This window comes from Bradyrhizobium sp. 14AA (assembly GCF_054185205.1).
The window spans coordinates 111,291-134,615 of record NZ_JAVAYM010000008.1; the positions used below are offsets into that span (position 1 = coordinate 111,291).

25 protein-coding genes are annotated in these 23,325 nt (G+C 65.0%); 10 read left to right on the forward strand and 15 right to left on the reverse strand.

The window, feature by feature from the left end; translation table 11 throughout:
• Positions 1–2: 2 nt before the first annotated feature.
• Positions 3–1,706: a potassium-transporting ATPase subunit KdpA gene (kdpA, locus tag RAD15_RS16710; RefSeq protein WP_458179231.1), complete on the reverse strand. Its 1,704-nt coding sequence runs from the start codon at positions 1,704–1,706 to the stop codon at positions 3–5.
• 112 nt (positions 1,707–1,818) lie between these two features.
• Positions 1,819–1,908 carry a K(+)-transporting ATPase subunit F gene (locus tag RAD15_RS16715; RefSeq protein WP_049823729.1) on the reverse strand — a complete coding sequence of 30 codons (90 nt, stop codon included), beginning with the start codon at positions 1,906–1,908 and terminating at the stop codon, positions 1,819–1,821.
• A 599-nt stretch (positions 1,909–2,507) separates the two neighbouring features.
• Here RAD15_RS16715 and RAD15_RS16720 point away from each other — a divergent pair.
• Genes RAD15_RS16720 through RAD15_RS16730 form a run of 3 tightly spaced genes read left to right on the forward strand, consistent with a single transcriptional unit; the run spans position 2,508 to position 3,329 of the window.
• Positions 2,508–2,972, forward strand: a complete 465-nt coding sequence (locus tag RAD15_RS16720; RefSeq protein WP_458179415.1) for a hypothetical protein — start codon at positions 2,508–2,510, stop codon at positions 2,970–2,972.
• Between the two features lie 27 nt (positions 2,973–2,999).
• Entirely contained in the window at positions 3,000–3,191 is a 192-nt protein-coding gene (locus RAD15_RS16725) for a hypothetical protein (protein ID WP_458179232.1), read from the forward strand.
• Positions 3,192–3,197: 6 nt separating this feature from the next.
• A complete protein-coding gene (locus RAD15_RS16730; protein ID WP_458179233.1) occupies positions 3,198–3,329 on the forward strand; it encodes a hypothetical protein in 132 nt (43 codons plus the stop codon).
• On the opposite strand, the gene RAD15_RS16735 is transcribed toward RAD15_RS16730, so the two are convergent.
• On the reverse strand, positions 3,326–3,907 hold the full coding sequence (locus tag RAD15_RS16735; protein ID WP_458179234.1) for a TetR/AcrR family transcriptional regulator: 582 nt from the start codon (positions 3,905–3,907) through the stop codon (positions 3,326–3,328). The two genes, RAD15_RS16730 and RAD15_RS16735, sit on opposite strands and share 4 nt — an antisense overlap.
• Before the next feature lie 88 nt (positions 3,908–3,995).
• On the opposite strand from RAD15_RS16735, the gene RAD15_RS16740 reads away from it, so the two are divergent.
• The 3 genes from RAD15_RS16740 to RAD15_RS16750 all read left to right on the forward strand — a co-directional run bounded on the left by RAD15_RS16740 (position 3,996) and on the right by RAD15_RS16750 (position 7,050).
• A complete protein-coding gene (locus RAD15_RS16740; RefSeq protein ID WP_458179235.1) occupies positions 3,996–4,736 on the forward strand; it encodes a crotonase/enoyl-CoA hydratase family protein in 741 nt (246 codons plus the stop codon).
• 70 nt (positions 4,737–4,806) lie between these two features.
• Positions 4,807–5,442, forward strand: coding sequence for a uracil phosphoribosyltransferase (gene upp, locus RAD15_RS16745; protein WP_458179236.1), 636 nt, complete (start codon positions 4,807–4,809; stop codon positions 5,440–5,442).
• Positions 5,443–5,475: 33 nt separating this feature from the next.
• A complete protein-coding gene (locus RAD15_RS16750) occupies positions 5,476–7,050 on the forward strand; it encodes an AMP-binding protein (RefSeq protein ID WP_458179237.1) in 1,575 nt (524 codons plus the stop codon).
• A 7-nt stretch (positions 7,051–7,057) separates the two neighbouring features.
• On the opposite strand, the gene RAD15_RS16755 is transcribed toward RAD15_RS16750, so the two are convergent.
• The 9 genes from RAD15_RS16755 to fliD form a co-directional block, all read right to left on the reverse strand.
• Positions 7,058–7,969, reverse strand: a complete 912-nt coding sequence (locus RAD15_RS16755) for a flagellin (protein WP_458179238.1) — start codon at positions 7,967–7,969, stop codon at positions 7,058–7,060.
• 12 nt (positions 7,970–7,981) lie between these two features.
• The gene (flgK, locus tag RAD15_RS16760) at positions 7,982–9,757 is read right to left on the reverse strand and encodes a flagellar hook-associated protein FlgK (protein WP_458179239.1); all 1,776 of its coding nucleotides are present in this window, start codon (positions 9,755–9,757) and stop codon (positions 7,982–7,984) included.
• A gap of 17 nt (positions 9,758–9,774) precedes the next feature.
• Entirely contained in the window at positions 9,775–10,233 is a 459-nt protein-coding gene (locus tag RAD15_RS16765) for a flagellar protein FlgN (protein WP_458179240.1), read from the reverse strand.
• A 12-nt stretch (positions 10,234–10,245) separates the two neighbouring features.
• Positions 10,246–10,506: a hypothetical protein gene (locus RAD15_RS16770; protein ID WP_458179241.1), complete on the reverse strand. Its 261-nt coding sequence runs from the start codon at positions 10,504–10,506 to the stop codon at positions 10,246–10,248.
• 3 nt (positions 10,507–10,509) lie between these two features.
• Positions 10,510–11,775, reverse strand: coding sequence for a flagellar hook protein FlgE (flgE, locus tag RAD15_RS16775; protein ID WP_458179242.1), 1,266 nt, complete (start codon positions 11,773–11,775; stop codon positions 10,510–10,512).
• Positions 11,776–11,807: 32 nt separating this feature from the next.
• Positions 11,808–12,476: a flagellar hook assembly protein FlgD gene (locus tag RAD15_RS16780; protein WP_458179243.1), complete on the reverse strand. Its 669-nt coding sequence runs from the start codon at positions 12,474–12,476 to the stop codon at positions 11,808–11,810.
• Positions 12,477–12,895: 419 nt separating this feature from the next.
• On the reverse strand, positions 12,896–13,168 hold the full coding sequence (locus RAD15_RS16785; protein ID WP_458179244.1) for a hypothetical protein: 273 nt from the start codon (positions 13,166–13,168) through the stop codon (positions 12,896–12,898).
• Between the two features lie 171 nt (positions 13,169–13,339).
• Complete coding sequence (locus RAD15_RS16790) at positions 13,340–13,768, reverse strand: flagellar export chaperone FliS (RefSeq protein ID WP_458179245.1); 429 nt, start codon at positions 13,766–13,768, stop codon at positions 13,340–13,342.
• Positions 13,768–15,339: a flagellar filament capping protein FliD gene (gene fliD / locus RAD15_RS16795; RefSeq protein ID WP_458179246.1), complete on the reverse strand. Its 1,572-nt coding sequence runs from the start codon at positions 15,337–15,339 to the stop codon at positions 13,768–13,770. The genes RAD15_RS16790 and fliD overlap by 1 nt, the downstream gene beginning before the upstream one ends.
• Here fliD and RAD15_RS16800 point away from each other — a divergent pair.
• A complete protein-coding gene (locus tag RAD15_RS16800) occupies positions 15,278–15,529 on the forward strand; it encodes a hypothetical protein (RefSeq protein WP_458179247.1) in 252 nt (83 codons plus the stop codon). The two genes, fliD and RAD15_RS16800, sit on opposite strands and share 62 nt — an antisense overlap.
• A gap of 20 nt (positions 15,530–15,549) precedes the next feature.
• Here the strand turns inward: RAD15_RS16800 and RAD15_RS16805 are convergent, their stop codons facing one another.
• Together RAD15_RS16805 and RAD15_RS16810 are read right to left on the reverse strand one after the other, a co-directional pair.
• Positions 15,550–16,374: a flagellin gene (locus RAD15_RS16805; RefSeq protein ID WP_458179248.1), complete on the reverse strand. Its 825-nt coding sequence runs from the start codon at positions 16,372–16,374 to the stop codon at positions 15,550–15,552.
• 141 nt (positions 16,375–16,515) lie between these two features.
• Positions 16,516–17,214: an RNA polymerase sigma factor gene (locus RAD15_RS16810; RefSeq protein ID WP_458179249.1), complete on the reverse strand. Its 699-nt coding sequence runs from the start codon at positions 17,212–17,214 to the stop codon at positions 16,516–16,518.
• Between the two features lie 513 nt (positions 17,215–17,727).
• On the opposite strand from RAD15_RS16810, the gene RAD15_RS16815 reads away from it, so the two are divergent.
• The 3 genes from RAD15_RS16815 to RAD15_RS16825 all read left to right on the forward strand — a co-directional run bounded on the left by RAD15_RS16815 (position 17,728) and on the right by RAD15_RS16825 (position 22,073).
• The gene (locus RAD15_RS16815) at positions 17,728–20,142 is read left to right on the forward strand and encodes a hypothetical protein (protein WP_458179250.1); all 2,415 of its coding nucleotides are present in this window, start codon (positions 17,728–17,730) and stop codon (positions 20,140–20,142) included.
• A gap of 61 nt (positions 20,143–20,203) precedes the next feature.
• Positions 20,204–21,523, forward strand: a complete 1,320-nt coding sequence (locus RAD15_RS16820; protein ID WP_458179251.1) for a hypothetical protein — start codon at positions 20,204–20,206, stop codon at positions 21,521–21,523.
• 13 nt (positions 21,524–21,536) lie between these two features.
• Complete coding sequence (locus tag RAD15_RS16825) at positions 21,537–22,073, forward strand: hypothetical protein (protein ID WP_458179252.1); 537 nt, start codon at positions 21,537–21,539, stop codon at positions 22,071–22,073.
• A gap of 2 nt (positions 22,074–22,075) precedes the next feature.
• On the opposite strand, the gene RAD15_RS16830 is transcribed toward RAD15_RS16825, so the two are convergent.
• The gene (locus RAD15_RS16830; RefSeq protein WP_458179253.1) at positions 22,076–23,323 is read right to left on the reverse strand and encodes an acetyl-CoA hydrolase/transferase family protein; all 1,248 of its coding nucleotides are present in this window, start codon (positions 23,321–23,323) and stop codon (positions 22,076–22,078) included.
• Positions 23,324–23,325 lie beyond the last annotated feature (2 nt).

Sequence of the window (23,325 nt, forward strand, 5' to 3'; positions counted from 1 at the left end):
AATCAGAAGAGGTTTCCGGCGTTCATCGCCAGATGTTCGACGATCGGGCCGAGTGCGAGCGCCGGGAAGAAGGTCAGGCCGCCCATGATCAGGATCACACCGACGACGAGGCCGACGAACAGCCCGCCCGTGGTCGGGAAAGTGCCTGCCGACGGCGGGATCGATTTCTTGGCGGCGAGCGAGCCCGCGATCGCCATCGCCGGAACGATCATGAAGAAGCGGCCGACGAACATCGCCGATGCGAGCGTGAGATTGTAGAAGAAGGTATTGCCGGTGAGCCCTGCGAAGGCTGAGCCGTTGTTGCCGGTCGCCGAGGTGAAGGCGTAGAGCACCTCGGTGAAGCCGTGCGGTCCGGCATTCGCCATCGAGGCGACCGCCGCCGGATAGACCACGCCGACGGCGGTCCAGCCGAGGATCATCAGCGGCAGCACCAGGATGGCCAGCATCGCCATCTTGACCTCGCGCGCCTCGATCTTCTTGCCGACATATTCCGGGGTGCGGCCGACCATCAGCCCCGCGACGAAGATGGCGAGGATGACGAACAGCAGCATGCCGTACATGCCGGCGCCGACGCCGCCGACGATGATCTCGCCGAGCTCGATGTTGATCAGCGGGATCATGCCGCCGAGCGCGGTGAAGCTGTCATGCATGGCGTTGACCGCGCCGCAGGAAGCGGCAGTGGTAATGACCGCGAACAGCGAGGACGCGACGATGCCGAAGCGGACCTCCTTGCCTTCCATGTTGCCGCCGGTCAGGCCCAGAGCGTGGAGCGTCGAGGTGCCGTTCGCTTCCGCCCAGTAGGTGACGGCGACACCGGCGACGAACAGGACGCCCATCACCGCCAGGATCGCCCAGCCCTGGCGCTGGTTGCCGACCATGCGGCCGAACACGTTGGTCAGCGCTGCGCCGAGCGCGAAGATCGAGAGCATCTGCACGAAATTGGACAGTGCGGTCGGGTTCTCGAAGGGATGCGCCGCATTGGCGTTGAAGAAGCCGCCGCCATTGGTGCCGAGCATCTTGATCGCCACTTGCGAGGCCACCGGGCCGACCGCGATGGTCTGCTTGGCGCCTTCGAGCGTGGTCGCCTCGACGTAGTCGCCCAACGTCTGCGGCATGCCCTGGGAGACCAGGAACAGCGTGTAGACGACGCAGATCGGCAGCAGAACGTAGAGCGTGGTGCGGGTGACATCGACCCAGAAATTGCCGACGGTTCGCACCGAAGCGCGCGAGAAGCCGCGGATCAGCGCGACCGCCAGCGCGATGCCGGTGGCGGCCGACAGGAAGTTCTGGTGCGTCAGGCCGAGCATCTGGACGAGATATGACAGCGTGCTCTCGCCGCCGTAATTCTGCCAGTTGGTGTTGGTGATGAAGGAGATCGCGGTGTTGAAGGAGAGATCTTCCGCGACCGCGCCCTGCCCGGCCGGATTGAACGGCAGCACGGCCTGGAGCCGCATTACGCCGTAGATGATCAGGAAGCCGCCGACATGGAACAGCAGCATCGCGACCGTATAGGTCAGCCAATGCTGCTCGCGCTTCTCGTCGACGCCGGAGAACCAGTAGATGCCGGCCTCGATGGGGCGCAGCACCGGCGACAGGAAGGTCCGCTCGCCGTTGAACACGCGCGTCATGTACCAGCCGAGCGGCTTGGTCAGCGCGACGATGATGACACAGAAAAGAATGATCTGGAGCCAACCGATCATAGTCATGGCATTAACCCTTCAGGCTTTGGGTCCGGCGCAAAAGCGGCAGGAGCAGCGCAAGCAGGCCCGCGACGAGCACGGCGTCGGCGAACAGCAATTCAAGGAGCAGCAGCACGGGTCAGAACCGCTCGGGCCGCAGCAGCGCGTAGGTGAGATAGGCCAGCAGGCCGAACGAGACGGCACCGGCGAGTGCGTAATCGAAGATCATGATCCGCTCCGTCACAGCCGTTCGCAGGCGTAGGTGTAGCCGATCGCGAGGGCGAAGAAGCCGATGCCCAGCGCCAGCATCAGAATGTCCATCATGGCGATGCTCCTCGTTGCGCCCTCATGTCCGGCGCAACCGTTTCTCAGGAACCCGGCGAGGGCTCGTGAAGGAAACGCAACGGCATTTCCACGGGCGCCAGCCGGGACTTTTGACCGTGCTGAAGTGCCATCATGGCCATAGGTTTTCGAGATGAGGGCTATGGCGACGTTATAGGAATCTCATAAAGGCGGAGGGTGGTGCTCGCGCAGTCGGCGTCGTCCCGGCGAAGGCCGGGACCCATACCCCCAGGAAGTAGTTGCGACGGGAAGCTCGTAGCGAAGAATCTTCGCCAAACCATCTTGCGTGGCTATGGGTCCCGGCCTTCGCCGGGACGACAGCGGAGAATGGAAGAGACCGAGCCTTCCACCAGCGCGGACCCGTCCCATTCCACACTTATGAAATCCCTATATCTCGCGCCTCTTCCTCATCTCGTTTTCAAATGCCGCTTTGGCCATCTTGGTGCGGCCGGCCGTCTGACCGACGCCAATTCCAGGAGGCCTGACATTACCGCCGCACTCGGACACTGCGATCCATCCTCGTTCGGCGAGCGCCTGCGCAACGCGCAAGCGATGACACGGCCGTTGATGCTCGACATCATCGCCCACGTTTGCCGGCGCATTCCCTCGCTCGGCCAAAGCGCACGCACCGCACGCATTATGCGCCTGATCGACGTCGAGGCCTGGGCCGATGCTGCGCTGGCGCTGCTGGAGCTCGAGCTGCCGATGTGGCAGGTCCGTCGCATCGCCTATGACGAAGGCGAGTGGCATTGCGCACTCTCGCGCGAGCGTGAGCTGCCGGACTGGCTGGACGCCGCGACCGAGGCGCGCCACGCCGATCTCGCAACGGCTCTGTTGTCGGCCTTCATCGAGGTCCAGGCCCTGGCCGTGGACATGGCGCGGCCGAGCGTTCCTTCCGTTCGCTGCGCGGATCCGCTCTACGAACCGCTCGCCTGCGACAATATCGATTAGACCCATTTAGCAAAGGAACACCAGACAATGTCGATGCTGACACACGGTTTTGAGCAGCCCGTTCTGTGGAAGGAACGCCCGGCGCGGATGTCGACGGCGCGCAAGGTCCGGCTGAAGCGCCTCGCCGTGAGCGCGCTGACCCTGCTCTCGATGGGCAGCGTGCTCACCGTGCTCATCGCGCTGAGAACCGCGATCTATGTCTGGCATCTTCACGCCTGAGGCATCATGACCATGCCCTTCAAGGCAAATCTGGAGCAGGCGGTCACCGTGACCATCCTGACCATGACGCTGAGCCTGATCTGGGGCGGTATCCTGACGCTCGTGATCACGCTCGTGGCGCGCGGCCTCGGCGTCTAGCTGCTCGCTTCCGCCTCGATCAGCCGCGCCAGTTCCGCCGCCGTGACCTCGATCGGCCGGCCGCTACGCTCGACGCGGGCCTGAATCAGCGCGCCCTGGAGCGCCGAGGTGCAGAGCACGGCCAGCGCCTCCGCCCGCGGCCGGGCAAAACCATCGGCGAGCAGCTTGTCGCGCAGCAGCGATATCCGCGCTGCATAGGCCTTGCGACCGGCGTCGGTGACCGCGCGCTCGCGCGGCGCAAGTTCGAGCAGCACCGTGGTGATCGGGCAGCCATTGCGAAAGCCGGAGCCCTGCATCCAGCCCGCCAGCAGCCTTGCATGCGCGCGCAGGAGTTCGCCGGTCGAAGCGCACTCGCCGGCGAGCTTGGCGACGGTATCGGCCACGCGACGGCCTGCCTCTTCGACCGCGGCCACCGCGATCGAGGATTTTCCGTCCGGAAAGTAGTGGTAGAGCGAGCCCTTCGGCGCGCCGCTGACGTCGACGATGTCGTTGAGGCCGGTGCGTGAATATCCCTGGCGGCGGAATAGGGTCACCGCCGCGTTGATGATCGGCTGGCGGTGTTTTGGCACGGCCGGCATGGCGCCCCTCCCCGGTCAGAAAAACTATATTGATTGGTCTACATCAGCCTCCGACAGTCAAGGCATCACAACGGCAGGGAGAGACAGGATGCCAAAGCGAGTGACCTACGAGCTGAATGACGGCGTCGCACGGATCGAGCTCGACGACGGCAAGGTCAACGTGATGTCGACTGCGATGCTGGCCGAGATCGGCGCCGCCTTCGACCGGGCCGAGCAGGAGGCGGAGATCGTGGTGCTGCGCTCGGCACGACCGGGAATCTTCTCGGCCGGCTTCGATCTGAAGGTGTTCGCATCGGGCGATGCCGCCAGGAGCCTCGACATGGTGCGGGCCGGCGCGGAGCTTGCGCTGCGGCTGATGTTGTTTCCGCATCCGATCATCGGCGTGATGGAGGGCCACGCTTTCCCGATGGGAACGTTCCTGCTGCTCGCCTGCGATGTCAGGCTGGGCGCGCGAGGGCCGCATCGCATGGGGCTGAACGAGGTCGCGATCGGCATCGCGCCGCCGAGCTTTGCCATCGAGCTCGCACGCAGCCGCGTGCATCCGGCCTGGCTCAGCCGCACCGCCACGCTGGGTGAGATGTACGGGTCCGAGGACGCACTGACCGCCGGTTTCCTCGATCGCTTGGTTGCGCCGGAAGCCATCGACGGCACCCTTGCGGAGATCGTCGCCGCGTTACGCGCCATCCACAAGCCATCGCATGCGACCGCAAAGAAGCGCCTGCGCCGGCCAGCCATGGACGCCATGCGAGCGGCAATCGACCGTGAATTGACCATGGCTGCCTATGAGGCGAGCAACCGGGCGCGCAGCGCGGTCGCAATGCCCGGTTGAGGCCGCGTAACCCCACGGAAAAGACCGGTCCGATCTGGCGCAATTTCGCGGAACCGTGTAGAGCGGTTTCATGAGCACCAGCAACGTCCACGTCGTCGCCCACCCCCTGGTCCAGCACAAGCTCTCCCTGATGCGGGAGAAGGATCGCTCGACCAAGAGCTTTCGCGAGATCCTGAACGAGATCGGGATGCTGCTCGGCTACGAGGTGACGCGCGATCTGCCGCTGGAGCTGGTCGAGATCGAAACGCCGATCGCGGCGATGCAGGCGCCGAAGATCGCCGGCAAGAAGCTCACGCTGGCACCGATCCTGCGCGCCGGCGTCGGCTTCCTCGACGGCATGCTGGCGCTAATGCCTTCGGCGCGCATCGCCCATATCGGGCTCTACCGCGACCCCGAGACGTTGCAGGCCGTGGAATATTACTTCAAGGCGCCGCAGGACCTGTCCGACCGCACCGTCATCCTGATGGATCCAATGCTGGCGACCGGCAACTCGGCCTGTGCGGGCGCATCCCTGCTCAAGGCCCGCGGCGCCCGCGACATCCGCTTCGTGTGCCTTCTGGCCGCGCCCGAGGGTATCGCGCAGTTCGAGAACGAGCATCCCGACGTGCCGGTCTGGACCGCTGCGATCGACGAGCGGCTCAACGACCACGGCTACATCGTGCCGGGCCTGGGCGACGCCGGCGACCGGATGTTCGGCACCAAGTAGACAGGTTCGCGCGATCGGGTTACTCCGGTTGCCATGCCGACCGACGAATTCTCGCTGCAATCGCTGATCCGGGGCGACACCGCCACCGATCCTGCCTTCGTGTTCGACGGCACGCCGGTCTCGCGCGCGGAGTTTTCTGCGAAGATCGAGCAGACCGCCGCCTGGCTCGCCGCGCAAGGCATCGGCAAGGGCGATGTGGTTGCGGTCTGGCTCATCAACCGGATCGAATGGATCGCGCTGCTGTTCGCCGCTGGCCGGTGTGGGGCGATCGTCGCCGCCGTCAATACCCGCTACCGCAGCGCGGACGTCGCGCATCTGCTCAAAGTGTCCGGCGCGAAGCTGATGGTCGTCGAGGCCGTGTTCCGCTCGATCGATTTTGCCGCCATTCTTGCTGGCGTGCCCAGGGACGAGGTGCCTGCGATGCAGAAGCTCGCGGTGGTTGGGGCCGACGCGATCCCAGCCCAATGGCCGTGCGTGCGCTTTGATGCCTTCGAGAAGCCCTGTCCCCCAGCCCCGATGGACCAGGGCGAGATCGACCTGCCGGTCCTGCTCTACACGACATCGGGCACGACCAAGGGACCAAAACTCGTCGCGCATTCGCAGCGGACGCTGGCCACGCATGCCGCCTCCGTCGCCAAGGCGCTGAAACTCTCGCCGCAGCGTCATTCGCTGCTGGCCATGCTGCCGTTCTGCGGTACCTTCGGCATGACCAGCCTGCTCGGCTTCATCGCGGCGGGCGCGACCGTCCATGTGCTCGACGCCTTCGAAGCGGCGCCTGCGCTGGAAATTCTCAGCGAGCGCAAGATCACGCACTCCTTTGGCTCTGACGAGATGTTCCGGCGTATCCTCGCCCTCACCAGTGCCCCACGCCCGTTCCCGCATCTCGAGATCTGCGGCTTCGCCGCGTTCCAACCGGGCTGGCGTGAACTGGCCGCGGAGGCCGAGACGCGCGGCCTGCCGCTGTTCGGCCTCTACGGTTCGAGCGAGGTGCAGGCGCTGTTCTCGATCGCCCGAACCACCGACGCCTTCGCCGACCGCATCGAAGGCGGTGGCTGGCCGATGTCGCCGGTGGCAAATGTGCGCGTGCGCGACACCGAAACCGGCGAGCTTGCGGCCCAAGGCGTCTCCGGCGAGATCGAGATCAGCACACCGTCGTGCTTCCTCGGCTACTTCAACAATCCGGACGCGACGCGCGATGCCATCACCGCGGATGGCTTCTTCCGCACCGGCGACATCGGCCGCCTGCGCGGCGACGGCTCCTTCGTCTACGAGACCCGTGCGGGCGATGCCATGCGGCTCGGCGGCTTTCTGGTCGCGCCCGGCGAGATCGAGGACGAACTCAAGTCTTGCGCAGGTGTTGCCGATGCACAGGTGGTTGCCGTCGATCTGAAGGGCCAGGCGCGCTGCGTCGCCTTCGTGATCCCCGTCGGCGAGCCGCCACGACAGGACGAGCTGGCCGCGCGCCTGCGCGAGCGGCTCGCCGGCTACAAGGTGCCGGCCCGGATCTATGTCGTGGACGCCTTCCCTGTCACCGACAGCGCCAACGGCGTCAAGATCCAGCGTGCCAGGCTTCGCGCCACGGCGATGGAGCGGATCGCCGCCGAATAGGCTCCGCCTATTTCAGGTAGCTCGCGAGATTCATGCTCAGGATCTTGGCAAGCGCCGAATAGGATGCGGTGAGCTGCGCCTGGTAGGTCGAGAGCTGCGCCGTGATCGCCGCGACATCGACGCCGGTGAGGTCGTTCGACAGGCTCTCGGCATAGCTCTTGTAGTCGGTCTGGCGGGAGCTTGCTGTCTCGATCGACGACGCCGCGCTGGAGAGTTTTGCCTGCACGGCCGCGGTGTCGTCGAGCGCGGTGCTGGCGAGATCGAGCGCGCTGGTGATGTCCGAGGACGACAGCGAGGTGCTGTTGGCGACGAACTTCAGCACCCGCATCACCTCCTCGAACGCCGAATTGTCGGCGGTAACGCCGTACGACACCGTCTCGTCCGAGGCCACGCGCACCGAAGCGATCTCGTCGTCCCCGTTGTAGTAGCTGGTATCGGCCGTCGTGGTGGAGCCGGTACCGGACGAGAAGCTGGTGAGATCGACCGGCGCCGTGTCGGTCTTGCCGCCGGCGAAGACATACTGGCCGTCATATTGCGTGTTCATGAGCGAGCCCATCTCCTCCAGCACCTGCTGCGCGGTCGAGATCACGGCATTTGACTCGGTCGAACTGCCGGTCGAGGCGGCGCTGAGCTGGGAGCGGAGCTGCGTGAGGATGTCGGTCATCGAGCCGACGGCCGAATACATCACCTGGACCTTGCTGTCGGCGAGGGTTGCCGCATCGATGTAGGATTGCGCGCGCGTCACCGAGACCTGGAGGTTGACGACATGCTGGGCATCCGCACCATAGCCGCCGAAATCGGTCGAGATGACACCCGAGGATTCCTGGATCTGCTTGTTGGCCATGACCGTCTCGACGCGCATCGCATCGGCGATCATCTTGTTCGACTGCGCGAAGGTCGCCACACGCATCGCTACCATGGCCTGCCCCTCTTAGGTCGACTGCACGGCGGTGAGCAGCGCCGAGTACATGGAGTTGATGGCCTGGATCAACGCGGACGCCGCGGAATATTTGTTCTGGAGCGTGCTGAGCTTGGCGGATTCCTCGTCGAGGTTGACGCCGGACTGCGACGACAGCGAGCTCGCGTAGGTCGATTGCGTCGTCTCCTTGGCAGTGTAGCTCGTCGAGGCCTGGGACGCCTTGCTTGCGACATCCGAAACGATGGCCGAGGCATAATCGGCAAGAGAGCCGGTGGTGGCCGCGAGGCCCCCGGTGGAGGCGAAGGTCCGGGAGTCCGTCAGCGCATCGTAGAAGGCGTTGACCACGGTAGCGGATCCCGACGACAGCACGGTGCTGCCCACCGTCAGGCTGGACGAGGAATCCAGCGTCGCGAGCTGTAGCTCGTTCGTGCCCGACAGGATCTTGCTGTTGACCGCGATGTCCGCCGCGCTCGTACCGGTCACAAGGTCGTTCAGGCCGAAATAGTCCGAAAACCCTTCGCTCGAGCTGCCCACCGAGCTCGTCATCTCGTTGACGGCAACGCCGTTGCCCGAACCGGTCGCCGTGACAGAGAGATGGCCGTCCGCATCGACCGAGGCCGACAATCCGGAGATGCCGTTGATGGCGGTGACGAGATCACCGACGGTGGCATAGGACGACAGATCGAGATCGCCGTAGGAGACCAGATCGCCGCTCTGGTCGGTCACGGCAAGACGCACCGTGCCGGTGGCGGAGAGCGCCGTGCTGCTGGTGACGCTGGTCGTACCGGTGAGACTCGTCGGCGCCGGCACTGCGGAGGCGCTGTTCGAGACGCTGTTCATCGCCGATGCGAGCTGCTGGGCGAGTTGATCGAGCTGAGACTGCGCCGACGGCAGCGTCGTGTCGCGGAGCGTGATGAGCGCGCCGATGTCGCCGCCTGATATCTGCGAGGTGATGTCGACGCCGTTTACGGTGATCGCGCTGAAACCGCTCGACGAGGAACCGGCCGTGTAGGTCGTCGCCGCCGTCACATTGGCCGCGGCAGTATAGCTGATCGTGTGCGCGGAGCTGTCGACCAGCGCCTGGCCGGACTTGGTGTAGATCTGGAGGTCGCCGTTCGACGCCGTGAAATAGCTGATGTTCATCTTGGACGCGAGGTCCTGGAGCGCGGTGTTGCGCTGGTCCTCCAGGTCCGCGGTCGACTGGCCCGCCGCCGCCGTCTGCTTGATCTGGGCGTTCAGGTCCGCGATCTGCTGCAGGTCCGTATTGACGTCGTCGATCGAGGACGCGATGTCCTGATCAGCATCGGAACGGAGCTTCTGGATGCCGCTCGAGGTCTCGCGCAACTGGCTCGCGACGTCGTCGAGCGCGCTGACGACGTTGGATTGCAGCGAGGCACTGCTGGGCGTGCTCGCCAGCGACGACAATGCCGATTCCAGCGAGGCAATGCTGTTGGCAAGCGAGGTTCCGGTCGACGAATCGTCGGTGCTGCTGGTCGATCCGTAGAGCTTCTCGAGCGACGTCAGATAGGTGTTGGCCGTGTCGGCCGAGCCGAGGTCGGAGGTCGCCGAGATCAGCGATTTCAGCAGCAGCTTGTCGACCGTCGAGGTGATGCCCGTCACCGTGACGCCGGTGCCGACGCCATTGGTGACGCTGCTCGACTGGTCCGCGGTCTTCTTGGTATAGCCCGTGGTGTCGGCGTTCGAGATGTTCGACGACGTCACGCTGATCTGCACGGACGTCGACGACAGTCCGCTGAAGGCGATCGATCGTGCGATATCGAGCGACACGGGCGGCTCCTCGTTGGTCAGGCGCTGCGGCTGGTGCCGCTGGAAACGGCGCGGCCGGCGGCGACGCGACCGGACGCGCCATAAGGCGACACCGCCGCGATCTGCTCGCGGATCGCCTGCATGACGGCCTCGATCCGGCGGTTGCTGGCCTCGATCGCCGCGCGCAGCCGAACCAGATTCTCGTCCATCGCCACACGCAGCTTCAGGATCCGCTCCATCAGCTGCTCGCGCAGGAGCCGGTCCCGAACGTGCAGGCTGGTCGAGCCTGCCGCGCACTCGGCGACTATGCTCTCGAAAATTTCCGCCAGCCGGTTCTTCTCGTCCACCTGCTTCAGGCGCGAGGCCGGCAACCCCTTGGCGAGTTCGGCATTCTCCTCCGCCACCAATGCGGTCAGCGTGTCGATCAGCGTGATCAGCGACTTGATCCGGGCGTCGCCACCTGCGGCGTTCGTCGTCTTGGCTTGGGCTGCAGTCATGTTCATCGCCTTCTAGTTATGCCGTTTGCCGCGGCCCGTCTGCGAATTGCGCAAATAAGCGCCGATCGCGGTCGCCCTGACGGTTGCCTGCCTCATCTCACCCTCGATCTCCGCGCATTCCCGCAGGAGACCACGCCGGGTCGTCTCGACATCGTCCAGCAATGCGAGCAATTGCTTGCGGTCGCTGCTCCTGGCGGTCGCGGCCCGTGCCGTCAGCCGCTTGAGCCGGCGCAGCAGTGCCTCTCCGGCGGCACTCGTTCTTTCACCGGGCATCGCTCACCTCATCGCCGAGATCAGGGTGTCGTACATCTTGTTGACGGTGGAGATGACCTGGGACGCGGCGGAATAGGCCTGCTGCGCCGAGATCATGCTCGAGAACTGGCTGGAGGTGTCGGTGGTCGAGGATTCCAGCTCGCTGCCGTAGATCGTGCCCGCACCGTTCTCGCCGGAAGCCTGCAAGGAGGCGTTCCCCGACGTCACGGTCGCCGAGTAGAGACCGTCGCTGGCCGCGGAGAGACCATTGGGATCGGCGAACGTCGCCACCGCGATCTTGTAGATCGCAATGGTCTCGCCGTTGGAATAGGTGGCGTCGACAACGCCGTTCTTGCCGATCGAGATGCTGGAGAGCTTGCCGTAGGACAAGCCATCGGAATCAACGCTGGTGACGTTGACCGAAGGCGTCGTCTCGCCGGAGGCATATTGCGTCAGGCCATCGGTCCCGCCGACCGTGCCGAGGTCCATGGTGACGGTGCTGTCGGCTGCGCCGTCGGTCCAGCCGGTGATCGAGACGGTTGCCGGGTCCGGACTGGTGCTGGCCAGCGAGCCGTCGCTGTTGAAGGTGATGTCGATCGTGCCGGAGGCCGTGCCTGTTGCGGTCGTGGTGTCCGACGACGAGGTTGGATTGGCAAAGCTCGCGCTCCAGGTGTTGGTGCCGGTCTTGCTCCAGGTGATCTGCATCGTGTTTGCAGCACCGAGAGAGTCGTACACCGTCATCGAGCTGGTATAGGTGTCGCCGGTCGCGGCATCCGACGGCAGGTTGGCCGCGATCGTGGTCTTGGTGGTGGCGCTGCCGCTGGTCGAGGCGACCTGGGTGTTGATGGCCGAAAGGTTGCTGGCCGACTCGCTGCCGATGACATTGCCGTCCGCGTCAGTGCGCCAGCCCTCGAGATAGCTGCCGTTGTTCTCGAGATAGCCGGCATTGTTGATCGTGAAGGCGCCGTTGCGGGTGTAGGACGTGATGCCCCCCGACGCGGCGCTGGTCACCACGAAGAAGCCCGTGCCCTGGATCGCGACGTCGGTGGCGTTGGAGGTCGCGGCGAGCAGGCCCTGCTGGGTGATGTTGGCGCGGCCCGAGATGGTGACGCCGCCCGACGCATAGGATGTGGTGTTGCTCGACGCGGTCACGAGCGCGTCGAACATCCCCGACGTCGTCTTGTAGCCGGTCGTGTCGGAATTGGCGATGTTGTCGCTGATCATCGACAAAGACTGGCTCTGGGCGTTGAGCGCCGAGATTGCCGAAGACAATGCACCGGTGAGACTCATGATGAAACTCCGAGGAAATCAGGGCGTTGAGATCAGGACGTCACGCCGAGGATGTTGGCGGCGCTGACAGCGACGCCGTTCACCGTGAGCGATGGCGTGGAGGTCGAGGTGTCGATGCCGGTCACCGTGCCGGTGACGGTCGTGTAGCTGAGGACCGAATTGCCGGCGGAGTTCGTCGCAGTCACCGAGATGGTGTACTGGCCGCCGTCGGAGAGCTGGGTGCCGCTGGAGTCCTTACCGTCCCAGGTGAAGCTGTTTGAGCCGGAATTGCCGGTTCCGGTACCGGTGTAGACAACATTGCCGGAAGAATCCGAGATGCTGATCGACACGTTCGAGGCCGCCGAGGACAGCGTGTAGCCGAACGTCGCCGAGCCGTTGCTCAAGGTCGACGTGTCGGACTTCGCCTCGACGGTGTGGCCGATATAGTTGACCGAGTTGAGCGTCACCAGACTCGAGAACGAGCTCGCAAGCGAATTCAGATTGGAGTTGATCGACTGCTGCGAGGTGAAATTGGCGTAGGAGGTGAGCTGATTGACGAGGTCGGTGGTCGAGGTTGCATCCAGCGGATTCTGGTTCTGGAGCTCGCTGACCAGCAGGGTCAGGAAATCGCTGGATGTCAGCGTCGAGCTGGACGACGTGCTCGACGATGACGATGTCGTCGTGGTCGCAGTCGTTGCAGAACTCGTGGCGGATACGGTCATCAGAAACTCCGGCTTTCCTGCGCTGCCGGCGTCGGTTGGCGGCGCTTGAAATCTGTGTGCTGATGAAACGGGTGGGCGTGCGGATTCAGGCGGCAATTCACGCGCGCGAAAGCAGCTTTCGACACGGCAAAAACTGCCGCGTGAGCGTTAGGGGATGCGAGATATCAGGTTGATCTGTCGTGGCGATCGAGCTGCACTCTCTCGCTTCGCGTGCGGCAAAGTCACCGCGCATGAGGCGAGCATTGCGGGCGCCGACGCCTCCACAGCGTCATGGCCGGGCATAGCCGTCTGAAGGACGGCGTCGCTCCCGCGCGCCTATGTCCCGGCCATCCACGCCTCGCCGCGCGGCACGAAGAACGTGGATGCCCGGGACAAGCCCGGGCATGACGGCGTCTCGTGGCCGATATCAGAAAAGCCGCTCAGCTCCCCGCCGTCTCGCCTTCGGTGCGAGGCTCGGCGGTGTCGCTCTTCATTTTCGCAGCAGCAGCAACGATACGATCGGCGAGGCCCGCAGGCGCGCGGACCGGTGGCGCTGCGAGCGCATGACGTAAGGCGCGCGCTTCGTCGAGCAGGGCTTGCGCGGCAGGCGATCGTGCCAGCAACTCTTCGGCGGGCAAACGTCGGTCGTCGGGCCAGAGGGAGAGATCCTCGCCCAGCCGATCGATCAGTTCCTCAAACTCGGTGACGTCCATCGCCCGCCGATCCCGCCTCGGTCAGGCCCGTCATAAAGCATTGCAGGCGTCGCGGAAACCGGATTTCGGCGGACTGAGGCGCCAAAACCGCCCGCAGCATTACGGAAAGCGGCCGAAACGGCCGGCCGCCTTCACGTCTCCCCTTCCCGCGGCGCGGAGAGGCGGGCGTCGTCAGCCCTTGCGGGTCGAATCGGCCGGCGCGGCCTTGCCGCCGCGCACTGTGGCATCGACATGCTCCCAGGCTTCCCGCAGCTCAGTGAGCGCTGCGACGATGCGCCCGAAGCTCGCGCGGGCATGCGGCCGGCCGAACGCCTTGTGGCTCGCCAGGATGAGACTGTTGTAGGTCCGGAACAGCCGCTCCGCCACCGCGCCGCCCTTGGTGAAATCGAGATTGTGGCTGAGCCCGCGCAGGATCGCGGTCGCCTTCATCAGATATTCATGCCCCTCCTCGAAGCGCCGTGCTTCCTGCGCGGCCAGCGACTTCTGGAGAAAGGTGATCGCCCCGCCGAGCAGCATCGAGATCGCCTTGAGCGGCGGCACGCTGGTGGCGGCGCCCCGATAGGCTTGGTTGGCCATGTACGCCATCGGATTATGCATCATCAATCACTCGAGCTGGAGTTGAGCAGGGCCTTGAGATAGGTGAGCGTGTTGTTGGCGCTCTCGATCGCGGCCTGGTAGCTTGCGTATTGCGTCTGGAGCTGGGTCTGATAGGCGGACGCGGCGCTCTCGACGTCGTCGACCTTCTGCTGAAGCTCGTTGTCGCGATCGGTCAGATTGGTGATCAGCGTCTGCAACGCGCCCGAGCTCGACGAGTAGGTCTTGGAGAGCTGGTAGAGCTGCGTGGCGATTCCCGAGGTCGACGTCACCGTGATCGACTGCGAGGTCGAGCCCGAATAGGTGAAGGCCATGCCGGCATAGGCGGTTCCGGCAGCGCCGATGATCGTCGTGCCGCTCACCGTGAACAGCGAGGAATCGCCGCCGACCGAGGCGGAGGAGAGATTGCCGTCGGAATCCACCGTGAGGTCCAGCGTGAAGGATTGCGGCGACGTTCCCGTGTTGACGACGGTGAGCTGGCTCGACGACGTCTTGGTCTGCGCCGACAGGAGCGTGGTGACGCCGCTCAGATTCGTGCTGAGGATCTCGGACAGCGTCGAGGTATCCAGCTCGAGCTCGTTCTTCTCGTTGAAGGACAGGCCGAGGTCGGCCATGGTGAGACCGCCGACGGTGCTGTTCATGGCGTTCTGGAGCGCGTCCATGATGTCGCGCATGGTGCCGTCGCCGAACAGCACCGCGCTCGAATCCGCCGTGCCGTCCGATCCGGTCGCCTGCTGCGCGATCACGGCATCGCGAAACGTGTTGTAGTTGGTGACGAGGTTCTCGACCGCCGTCTCGATCTGGCTGGTGTCGGGCTCGATGCTGATGTTCACCGTCGCCCCGTCAGGCGTGGCCTGGAGCAGGTTGAACGTCACGCCGGTGAGCACGTCGGTGATGTCGTTGGTATCCCGGGTCATCGAGATGCCGTCGAGGGCGAAGATGGCCGCCTGCGACGTCTGAAGGACGTCGGCGAAGGCGCCGGTACTGTCGGTCACGCCGAGCTTGTTCAGGATGTCGTCGCCGGAGGTGCTGGAATAGGTGATGTCGGCGGCGTCCTCGGTCCCGGTCAGCACCATCTCGTAGGACCCGCTCGACACCTGCACGATCGAGGCCTGGACGTTGGTGGTCGAGGTCTGGGCGTTGATGCTGTCGACGACGTCCTGGAGCGACATCGTGCTGGTGATGGTGACGTCGGACGTGGTGCCGCCCTCGAGGCCGATCGAAAACACGCCGGAATAGCCGAGTTCGTCGGTCTGGCTCGACTGCGAGGTGCCGACCACCTTCTGCGCGGTCGCGATCTGGCTGATCGTCAGCGTGTGGTCGCCGGTCGCGGCGCCATTGCTGACCGACATCGACAGCGCGGAAGACGCACTCACGTCGCCGGTCGTGCTGATGGTTGCAGCGCGGGTAGCAAAGGCGTTGGTCGCCAGTGAATTGATGACGGAGGTTGCAAGCGACGACAGGCCGCTCGACAGCGTGGAAAGATCGGTCTGAAGCGTCTCGTAGGCGGAGACCTTGGCTTCGTTGTTGGTGATCGTGGTCGAGATCGTGGTCGCCTGGACCAGCTTGGCGTTCACCGCCGCGGTGATCAGCGCGCTCCAATCGACGCTGGTCGACGTGGTGGTCCCGGTCGTGGTGACCGAGGAGCTGCTCGACGATGTCGAGCTGGCCGTCGACGTGCTGCTGGTGCTCGAACTGACGCTGGTCACTTTGCTGCCCGATCCATCGCGAGGTGGACCGGGCCGGCCCCACGCCGGCCCGGGATGACGGTCGTTGAGGCCAGTGCCTTAGCCGAGCAGCTTGAGCAGATATTGCGGCATCTGGTTCGCCGCGGATTCGGCCGACACCGCCGCCTGGGTCTTCACCTCGGCGGAGGACAGCTTGGCCTGCTCGGATGCGATGTCGACGTCCTTGATCGCCGAGTTCGCGGACTGGAGGTTCTGGGTCTGGGTCGAGATCGAGTCCGACGAGAAGTTGAAGCGCGATTCCTGGGCACCGATGCTGGCGCGGGCGGCCGAAACGGTGTCGATCGCGGTATCCAGCGCGGTCAGCGCCGAGGTCGCGTCCGACAGCGAGCTCACGTCGAGCGAGGAGACGCCGAGCGAGGATGCTTTGAGGCTAGTCAGGGTGATGGTGATGGTGTCAGAGCCGGAGGAGCCGACCAGGACCGAGACGCCGGAGGAGAACACGCTGGTGCCGTCGAGCAAGCTCTGGCTGGAATAGCGCGTGCCGCTGGCGATCGAATCGATTTCGCTCGTGAGCTGCGTGAATTCCGAGTTGATGTAGGCGCGGCTGGAATCGGTCGTGGTGCCCGAGGCGGACTCGGAGGCCAGCGACTTCATGCGCGCCAGGATGTCGGAGATGTTCGAGGCGCCGCCATCGGCGGTCTGGAGGATCGCGGTCGCCTGCGAGGCGTTGGTCGCAGCCTGCTGGAGCGTGGTGACGTCCGAGGAGATGCGGGTGGAGATGGCGAGGCCGGCGGCGTCGTCCGACGCCGAGGTGATGCGCGAGCCGCTCGACAGTTTCGCGAGCGAGCTGCTCTCCTGCGCCGAATTGATGTTCAGGTAGCGCACCGCGGAGTTCGCGGCGGTGTTGGTATTGATTGCAGGCATCGGAAGCTCCTGTGCTGATGGGCATGGCGTGCCGCATCGTTGAAGACGATTGACGACGCGGACCGCAGCCCCGTCCGTTCGCTCAAACGTCGGAGCGCAGAGAGATCAGGCGCGAAAATTTTCGCGAGGCCAAATTTATGGTTAGCAGTCGGTAAACGCGGTGCGGATGTCGCGTTCGTGCTTGCGCAGCAGCTGGCGCAGCTGCTGGCGTCCGCGCTTGAGCAGGGACTCGACCGCGGCCACCGTGGTGTCCATCACCTGGGCGATCTCGCCGTTGCTCATGTTCTCGTGGTACGACAGGATCACCGCGATGCGCTGCTGCTCGGGCAGGCGCTGCATCGCGAGCTCCAGCATGTCGTTCAACTCGTTGCGCTCGATGATCTCGACCGCGCCGGGCTGGGCGTCGGCGACCTCCGGCACGGTCTCGACATTCTCGTTGCGCGGCTTGCGGCGCAGGTCGATGCAGCGGTTGGAGATGACGCGGTAGAGCCAAGTCGAGAATTTGGCGCGGCCGTGCTGCCAGCGCCCGCGATGGCTCCAGATCTTGAGCATGGTGTCCTGCACCACGTCCTCGGCGTCGGCGGCATTGCCGACGATGCGCAGCGCAATCGCGTAGGCGCGGTCGATGTGGCGCTCGACCAGCATGCGGAACGCCGCCTCGTCGTTGGCAGCGAGCCTGTCGAGGAGCTCGCTGTCCTCATCGTAGACGATTTCGGCGGCAACAGGCGTGCTGTCCGGCGCGAGCGGCACCGACGGCGTCACCGGCACGATCGCATCGACCGGCACCGTCGTCGTGATCTCGGTCTCGGCGGGAGCCCAGACATCAGCAGCGTAACTCATCCCGCAACCTCCAACCCGCAATGCCGGGTGCGCACATGCCACACGGCTTCCAGGCGTTGAACGCGGGGCCAAAACAATCCAGGCGAAGAATTTTTGTTATTTTTCAAGATGTTAGCCGGTCGTTTTTGCCGGGTGTCGGGCAATAATTGCCGACCGCGCGATCATCTCGCGCCTCACGCCTGCAATCATCACATCGTCTCGCGCCATGGCGGATCATCCATCCTGAACAGATGCAGTCGTGGGAAAACGCTGACATTACGCGGCACTAGGTGATCGAGCGCGACGCGCGCGCAGCACGTCGAGAAGCGATTGTTTCCGAGTGTGAATGAACGCGAGACGACTTCCGCACCCGGCAATTTTTTCCGAATCACCTTTTTCGAACCTAGCGATTTTTTTGAATCTGTCAGTCGCGACGAACGCGATTTTGAATCGCGCGTGAACTTTTTTCGCATCCGTGGCGCCTGACTCCGCGCATGCGCACGTTAATCATGCTGGTGGACGGGAAATTGCAGCATGACGATCACAACGGCCGATGCGGAACGCCGGACGCGAATTGTTTCCGCTTGGTCTTTCGATGTTTTCGATACATTTCTGCTTCGCGCGTGCACGACGCCGGATGGCGTATTTGAAAGGACTTACGAGCTATCTGGCATTTCAAAAACTTGTCCGAATGTTTCTGTGAGTTTCGTTCAACATCGAATCCAGGCCGAAGCGAGAGCGCGCAGGACCGCGAAGGACAAGCGCGGCTCGAGCGAAGTTCACATCGACGAGATCTATTCCTATTTTCCGTTCAACCTGTTCGGTCTCACACGCCGTGATCTGAGCCGCCTGGTCGAATCGGAATTCTCGGCGGAGCTCGAGCTGTGCCGCGCCAACGCGGACATGCTTCGGCAATATCTGGACATGAATCGGGCCGGCCATCGTGTCGGATTCATCTCCGATACGTATTGGGATTCCGACCGGCTGGCGCGGCTGCTGCGGGCCTGCCGTCCCGGGCTGACATGGGACTTCCTCTACGCGTCCTGCGACCATGGCAGCAGCAAGAGCGAAGCACTCTTCGCCAAATATCTCTCCGAGCAGGGCATCGACGCCGCGACCTCCTTTCACGTCGGCGACAATGAGCGCGCCGACATCACCGGCGCGCGGCGCCACGGCATTCGGCCGCGTTACTATCCGCAGGCGACTGCGCAGTTGGCATCGAAATTTCAGCGCGAGACCGCACTATACGAGTTGCTCTGCCACGGCGCACCGTCGCGGCTCGATCGCGGCGCGCGCACCTTGCGGCGCGTGGTCGCCGCGCGCAGCGCCGAGAAGTCTCCTGCCTTCCATTTGGGACTGACCGTGCTCGGCCCGGTGATGGCGGCATTCGACGCCTTCGTGGCGAGGCGTTGCGAAGAAATTGCAGGCCCCGGCCGGCAGGTCGCCCTTGGCTTTCTCGGCCGCGACGGCTTCCTGTCGCACCGGATCTGGCGGGACCTGCACGGCGGGACGGCGGCCTATATCGAGATCAACCGCCGCGTCAGCCTGATCGCCTCGGCCGACACGATGCAGCCGCTGGTCGATCTCCTCAGCAAGGTCTTCAAGATCGACGCACCGACCTTTGGCGACATGGTGAAGATCATGCCGCCAAAGGTCGCGACCTTCTTTGCCGGCTTTCCCGGCGGCATCGTCCCCGGCGAAGCGCTCGCCGAGGCGCTTCCCGGACTGATGGACCCGGCCGAAATCGTCGAACTCGGCGCAGGCTTGCGCGCCCGGCTGCTGGCTTATCTGCGCCATGCCATCCCCGGCTTCGACGACTGTACCGACCTCGTCCTCGCCGATCTCGGCTATTCCGGCAGCGTGCAGAAGGCGCTGCGCCGCGTCTTCGACCTGGAAGGCATCAAGATTCGCCTCCACGGCGCCTATCTGATGTCGCTGGACGACGCCTTCGACGACATAGCCGAGCAGGACAGCGCGGCAGGCTTCGTCTCCGACCTGGTGGTCACGCCCCATGTCAAGCGCATGCTGATCCGCAACGTCGCGCTGCTGGAGCAGGCCTGCTGCTCCGCCGACGGCTCGGTGCGGGACTACGACGGCGGCGGCGTGCTGCGCGAGATCAATCCACGTCCTGCGGAGCAGCTGGCTCTGGCCGCGGAGATCCAGTCCGGCGCGCTGGCTTTCGCAGAGAGCGCGGACGGCGTTGCGCTCGACTATGACCTTGCTCCCTATGCTGCGCCCGATGTCGCCGCGCGCTGGTGTGCGGCGACGCTGGCGCGTCTTCTGCTGCTGCCTGACCATGACGAGCTGGCGCTGCTCGGCACATTGAAGCACGATGTCAATCTCGGCACCCACGCGCTCGCGCCGTTGCGCGACGAACGATTCGTGCGCGACCAGATCACCGCCCGTGGGCTCTCGGCTGCCTGCACCGCCGCCGCGCCGCCGATGTGGCTCGCCGGCAGTTTTGCCGGCCTGTCGCCGTCCCACGGCTATCTCTATGTGCTGTTCGGCGCCAACCGCCTGCCCGCCGACGTCTTCGAGGAACGGCCCTGCGGCCCTGTTCAGGTCGGACTGTTCCATGCCGGCGGCGATGCGACGCTGGAACCGGTCACCGTTTATCGCAATGGCCTCGGCGAGCTGCGCCTGCGCATTCCCCTGTCGCGGAGCATGGCGGTCGCCACGATCGCGCTGCCGCTTGCGAAATTCGCGCCTGAGGGCCTCCTTCACGGCGTGACCGTGCAGCAGGGCGATGACCTTCGCGACGCCGCCGAGAACCAGGACGTCACCGGCCTTGCGGATGACAGCCTGATCTTCGCCGGTCTGCAGCGGACCGGCAGCCATTATCGCGCTGAAACCGAGGACGGCTGCCTCCTGATCCCGGCCGCTCCGATGACGCAGGACATTGCGGTCTACTCCGTCGCGATCACGCCGCTCAGATCCGGCCCCAAATAGTGCGCCTGATCGCGCCGCCCCGACCGTTGAAGTCCAAGGGGTTGGCACGAGGGGCACGGAATTGACGGACGAGACGCACGCGAATCTTGATCGGCTGCTGCTAACAGGCGGCATCCGGCTCGCCCGGGCTCAGCACGACCGCCTGGGCTGGCTGGTCAGCCAGTACGGTGCGCCGGCGCTCGACGGTGTCAGCGACATCAGGCGGAACGGCGTCGTCATCCTCAGGGAGCCACCGAGCGGCGCGGCGGCCGAGCTGTTCTATCGCTCGCTCACGCCCGGCTGCGCCGTCGTCATTCCGGCAAGCGAGAATCCCGGCTTCGATTTCCTCAAGTCCAAGCTGACCGAATTCGGAACCGTCGGCCCCTGCGGCGCGGACGGCCCGCACGAAATGTGGTGGGGCGGCATCGGCTGGTCGAAATTCCTCACCGCCGCCGACGCATCCGTGACCCGGCCGCGGATCGTCTCCTGCCATCCGCGCGCCGACGATCCGACCGCGGCCCACGCCTTGCGGCATTCGCTGGAGCGGTTTGGCCTCGCTTGCCATATCGAGTCGATCGAGACCGAATTTGATGACCGCATCCTTTGCTTCGAGAAGGCGGAGTTCATGATGCGGATGTGGAACAAATATCGCGAGCCGCTGCTGTTCCTCGAGGCCGGCGCGAGCCTGCGCGAAGCCCCGCTGCTGCCGTCCTTCCTCGGTTGCGACGTCGCCCTCCACAAATGGAATCGCTGGGAGATGTCGGCACGCACGCTCTATCTCGGCCGCACCAGGGCCGCGGAGATACTGCTCCGCGCCTGGCAGCAGTTTGCTGCCTCCTATCCCGCAATCTGGGAGGGCTATCTGCTCGATCAGGCCTGGAGCCTGACGTCGTCGCAGGTGCCGCTCGACACCGTGTGGCTGCCGCGGTCCTATCACGCGCTGAAGGGCGATCTCGGCGCGATGCGCGCCACGATCCTGCACGACCAGCAGACGACGACGCTGGAGCTCGGCCCCGATCTCGGCTTCGCAAGCATCGTGCGCACGGCCCGCCGTGCCGGCCGCACCGGCGCCCGCGACGCCTTCATGGTGATGACCTCGAAAGCAGAGACCGGCAACGGCATCGCCGTGATCCTGCGCGACGTCTCCGCCAGCGACGCGGGTGCAGTGGCCGCGACGGTGGAAGCGGTGACCGGTGCCTATGCCGCTGATTGCGGCGGATACGGTCGGCTCGAGCTGTCGCTCTGCGCCTGGCAGGACGACGTCGGCGCCGCACGTGAAGCCGCAGCGCAGGCACGCTACCGCATCCTGGAGATCGCGCCGGGACAGCGCATCGCCAACGATTTCTTTGCCGCCCACGCCACCGACGATGCGGTGATGACCGCGCGACACCTTTTCCCCTGACGGATATCACACGATGCTCAAGACCATCATCCTGCTCACCGACACCGTGCAACAGCAGCAGCCCCTCGCCAATCTGCTCCGGGAACACAATCCCGATCTGTCCTTCTGCTCGGCGCTGCGCGCATCCGACCTCAGCGCGATCGACCCGGACGTGCTGAGCGAGGCGCGTCTGGTCTCCTTTGCCGCCGACGTCGCCGTCTCCGAAAAATTCCTGCTCCAGCTCGGCTATGGCGCCTACAAGTTTTTCGCGGCGCCGGTTCAGTATCCGGGCCTTCCGTCGGCGCCCGATGAGAGCGATGACGATCCGCGCTGCTATTCCGTCATTGCGCAGTCGATGACGATCTGGCCGGACTTCAAGAAAGTGGTCGGCCTGGAAACCGTGACGATCCCTGACGGCACGGTTGCGGCCGAGCGCGAGCGGCAGGTGTTCTCCCGGCTTGCGCACCTGTTCTGGCAGATGTCGGGCATGATCGCGGGCGAGGCGACTGATCTTCCCGGGATCATCGGTTCCGGCGAGAGCCAGCGTCCGACGCTTGCGATGATGCACTGAGGCTAGCCGGAGGAGCCGCGGCACCGTGCCCACAGAGCATCGCGGTGCTCTGGCGCAGCGATCGCGATCATACGGCACGCACGCTCGGCAAGGCCGCAGCCGCGCAGCTCCGCGACGCCCCATTCGGTGACGATGGCATCCACATCGGCGCGGGGCGTCGTCACCGTCTCGACGTCAGCGACGATCCGGCTGGTCCCGTCGGATGCCGTCGCCGGCAGCGCGATGATCGCCCTGCCCCCGGGCGACGCGTTGGCGCCGCGCACGAAATCGAGCTGCCCGCCGATCGCACCGATCGCGACGCCGTTCAGCGTCTCGGCGTTCACGCTGCCGTCGAGCCCGACCTGGAGCGCCGAATTGATCGCGACCAGCCTGTTGATCCGCGCCATCACGCCTTGGCCGTGCGTGTAGGAGGTCGGCCGCACCGCGACCGCCTTGTTCTCGTGGACGAAGCGATAGAGGCGCTGCGTCCCGATCACCTGGTTGGTGACCGTGACTCCGGGATCGATCCCCTTCTCCGCATTCGTCACCGCCCCGCGCTCGATCAGATCGACCACAGCGTCGTTGATCAGGCCGGAATGGATGCCGAGATCGCGTGCATGCGACAGCGAGGAGAGGATCGCGTCCGGAATCCGTCCCACGCCGAACTGGAGCGTGCTGCCGTCGGCGATCAGGCTCGCCGCATGCCCCGCGATACGACGCGAGATGTCATCGAGCGGCGTCGACGCCAGTTCGACCGGCGGTCGGCGCGCCGCTACGCGCAGATGGATCGGCACATCCTCCGGCCATTCAGCCCCGAACGTAAACGGTGCGTCCGGATTGATCTCCGCGATGACGAGGCGTGCACCGCGGGCGGCATCGATGACATAGTCGTTGGAGAGGCTGGCACTGAGCCTTCCCTCGGACTCCGCAAGCTGCACCAGAACGACATCGGCCCTGTGGCGGCCCGCTGCGAAGTCAGCACAGAAGGCGCTGTAATTGCTCGGGATCACATCGAGCCGCCCGGCCTTCGCAAGCCGCCGCGCATTGCCGATCACGCCATAGCTCTGGAACGACACGGTGGGAGCGCAGGCCACGGGGAATGTGTCCGAGAAGACCGGCCCGACCATCATACGGAACGGAGGCAGATGCCCGGCTTGCGCCATCAGCGCGCCTGTCAGCGTGACCGGTTCGGCCGTCGCCTGCCCGCACACGACAAGATCGCCGTCCCGGATCAGGCCAGAAAAATCGATCGGCGCCGCATGCCCGGCCATCG

Coding starts and splice junctions, on each gene's coding strand:
- kdpA (WP_458179231.1), bottom strand. CDS start 1,706: ATGACTATGATCGGTTGGCTCCAGATCATTCTTTTCTGTGTCATCATC.
- RAD15_RS16715 (WP_049823729.1), bottom strand. CDS start 1,908: ATGATCTTCGATTACGCACTCGCCGGTGCCGTCTCGTTCGGCCTGCTG.
- RAD15_RS16725 (WP_458179232.1), top strand. CDS start 3,000: ATGTCGATGCTGACACACGGTTTTGAGCAGCCCGTTCTGTGGAAGGAA.
- RAD15_RS16730 (WP_458179233.1), top strand. CDS start 3,198: ATGACCATGCCCTTCAAGGCAAATCTGGAGCAGGCGGTCACCGTGACC.
- RAD15_RS16735 (WP_458179234.1), bottom strand. CDS start 3,907: ATGCCGGCCGTGCCAAAACACCGCCAGCCGATCATCAACGCGGCGGTG.
- RAD15_RS16740 (WP_458179235.1), top strand. CDS start 3,996: ATGCCAAAGCGAGTGACCTACGAGCTGAATGACGGCGTCGCACGGATC.
- upp (WP_458179236.1), top strand. CDS start 4,807: ATGAGCACCAGCAACGTCCACGTCGTCGCCCACCCCCTGGTCCAGCAC.
- RAD15_RS16750 (WP_458179237.1), top strand. CDS start 5,476: ATGCCGACCGACGAATTCTCGCTGCAATCGCTGATCCGGGGCGACACC.
- RAD15_RS16755 (WP_458179238.1), bottom strand. CDS start 7,969: ATGGTAGCGATGCGTGTGGCGACCTTCGCGCAGTCGAACAAGATGATC.
- RAD15_RS16765 (WP_458179240.1), bottom strand. CDS start 10,233: ATGACTGCAGCCCAAGCCAAGACGACGAACGCCGCAGGTGGCGACGCC.
- RAD15_RS16770 (WP_458179241.1), bottom strand. CDS start 10,506: ATGCCCGGTGAAAGAACGAGTGCCGCCGGAGAGGCACTGCTGCGCCGG.
- flgE (WP_458179242.1), bottom strand. CDS start 11,775: ATGAGTCTCACCGGTGCATTGTCTTCGGCAATCTCGGCGCTCAACGCC.
- RAD15_RS16780 (WP_458179243.1), bottom strand. CDS start 12,476: ATGACCGTATCCGCCACGAGTTCTGCAACGACTGCGACCACGACGACA.
- RAD15_RS16785 (WP_458179244.1), bottom strand. CDS start 13,168: ATGGACGTCACCGAGTTTGAGGAACTGATCGATCGGCTGGGCGAGGAT.
- RAD15_RS16790 (WP_458179245.1), bottom strand. CDS start 13,768: ATGATGCATAATCCGATGGCGTACATGGCCAACCAAGCCTATCGGGGC.
- RAD15_RS16805 (WP_458179248.1), bottom strand. CDS start 16,374: ATGCCTGCAATCAATACCAACACCGCCGCGAACTCCGCGGTGCGCTAC.
- RAD15_RS16810 (WP_458179249.1), bottom strand. CDS start 17,214: ATGAGTTACGCTGCTGATGTCTGGGCTCCCGCCGAGACCGAGATCACG.
- RAD15_RS16815 (WP_458179250.1), top strand. CDS start 17,728: ATGACGATCACAACGGCCGATGCGGAACGCCGGACGCGAATTGTTTCC.
- RAD15_RS16825 (WP_458179252.1), top strand. CDS start 21,537: ATGCTCAAGACCATCATCCTGCTCACCGACACCGTGCAACAGCAGCAG.
- RAD15_RS16830 (WP_458179253.1), bottom strand. CDS start 23,323: ATGGCCGGGCATGCGGCGCCGATCGATTTTTCTGGCCTGATCCGGGAC.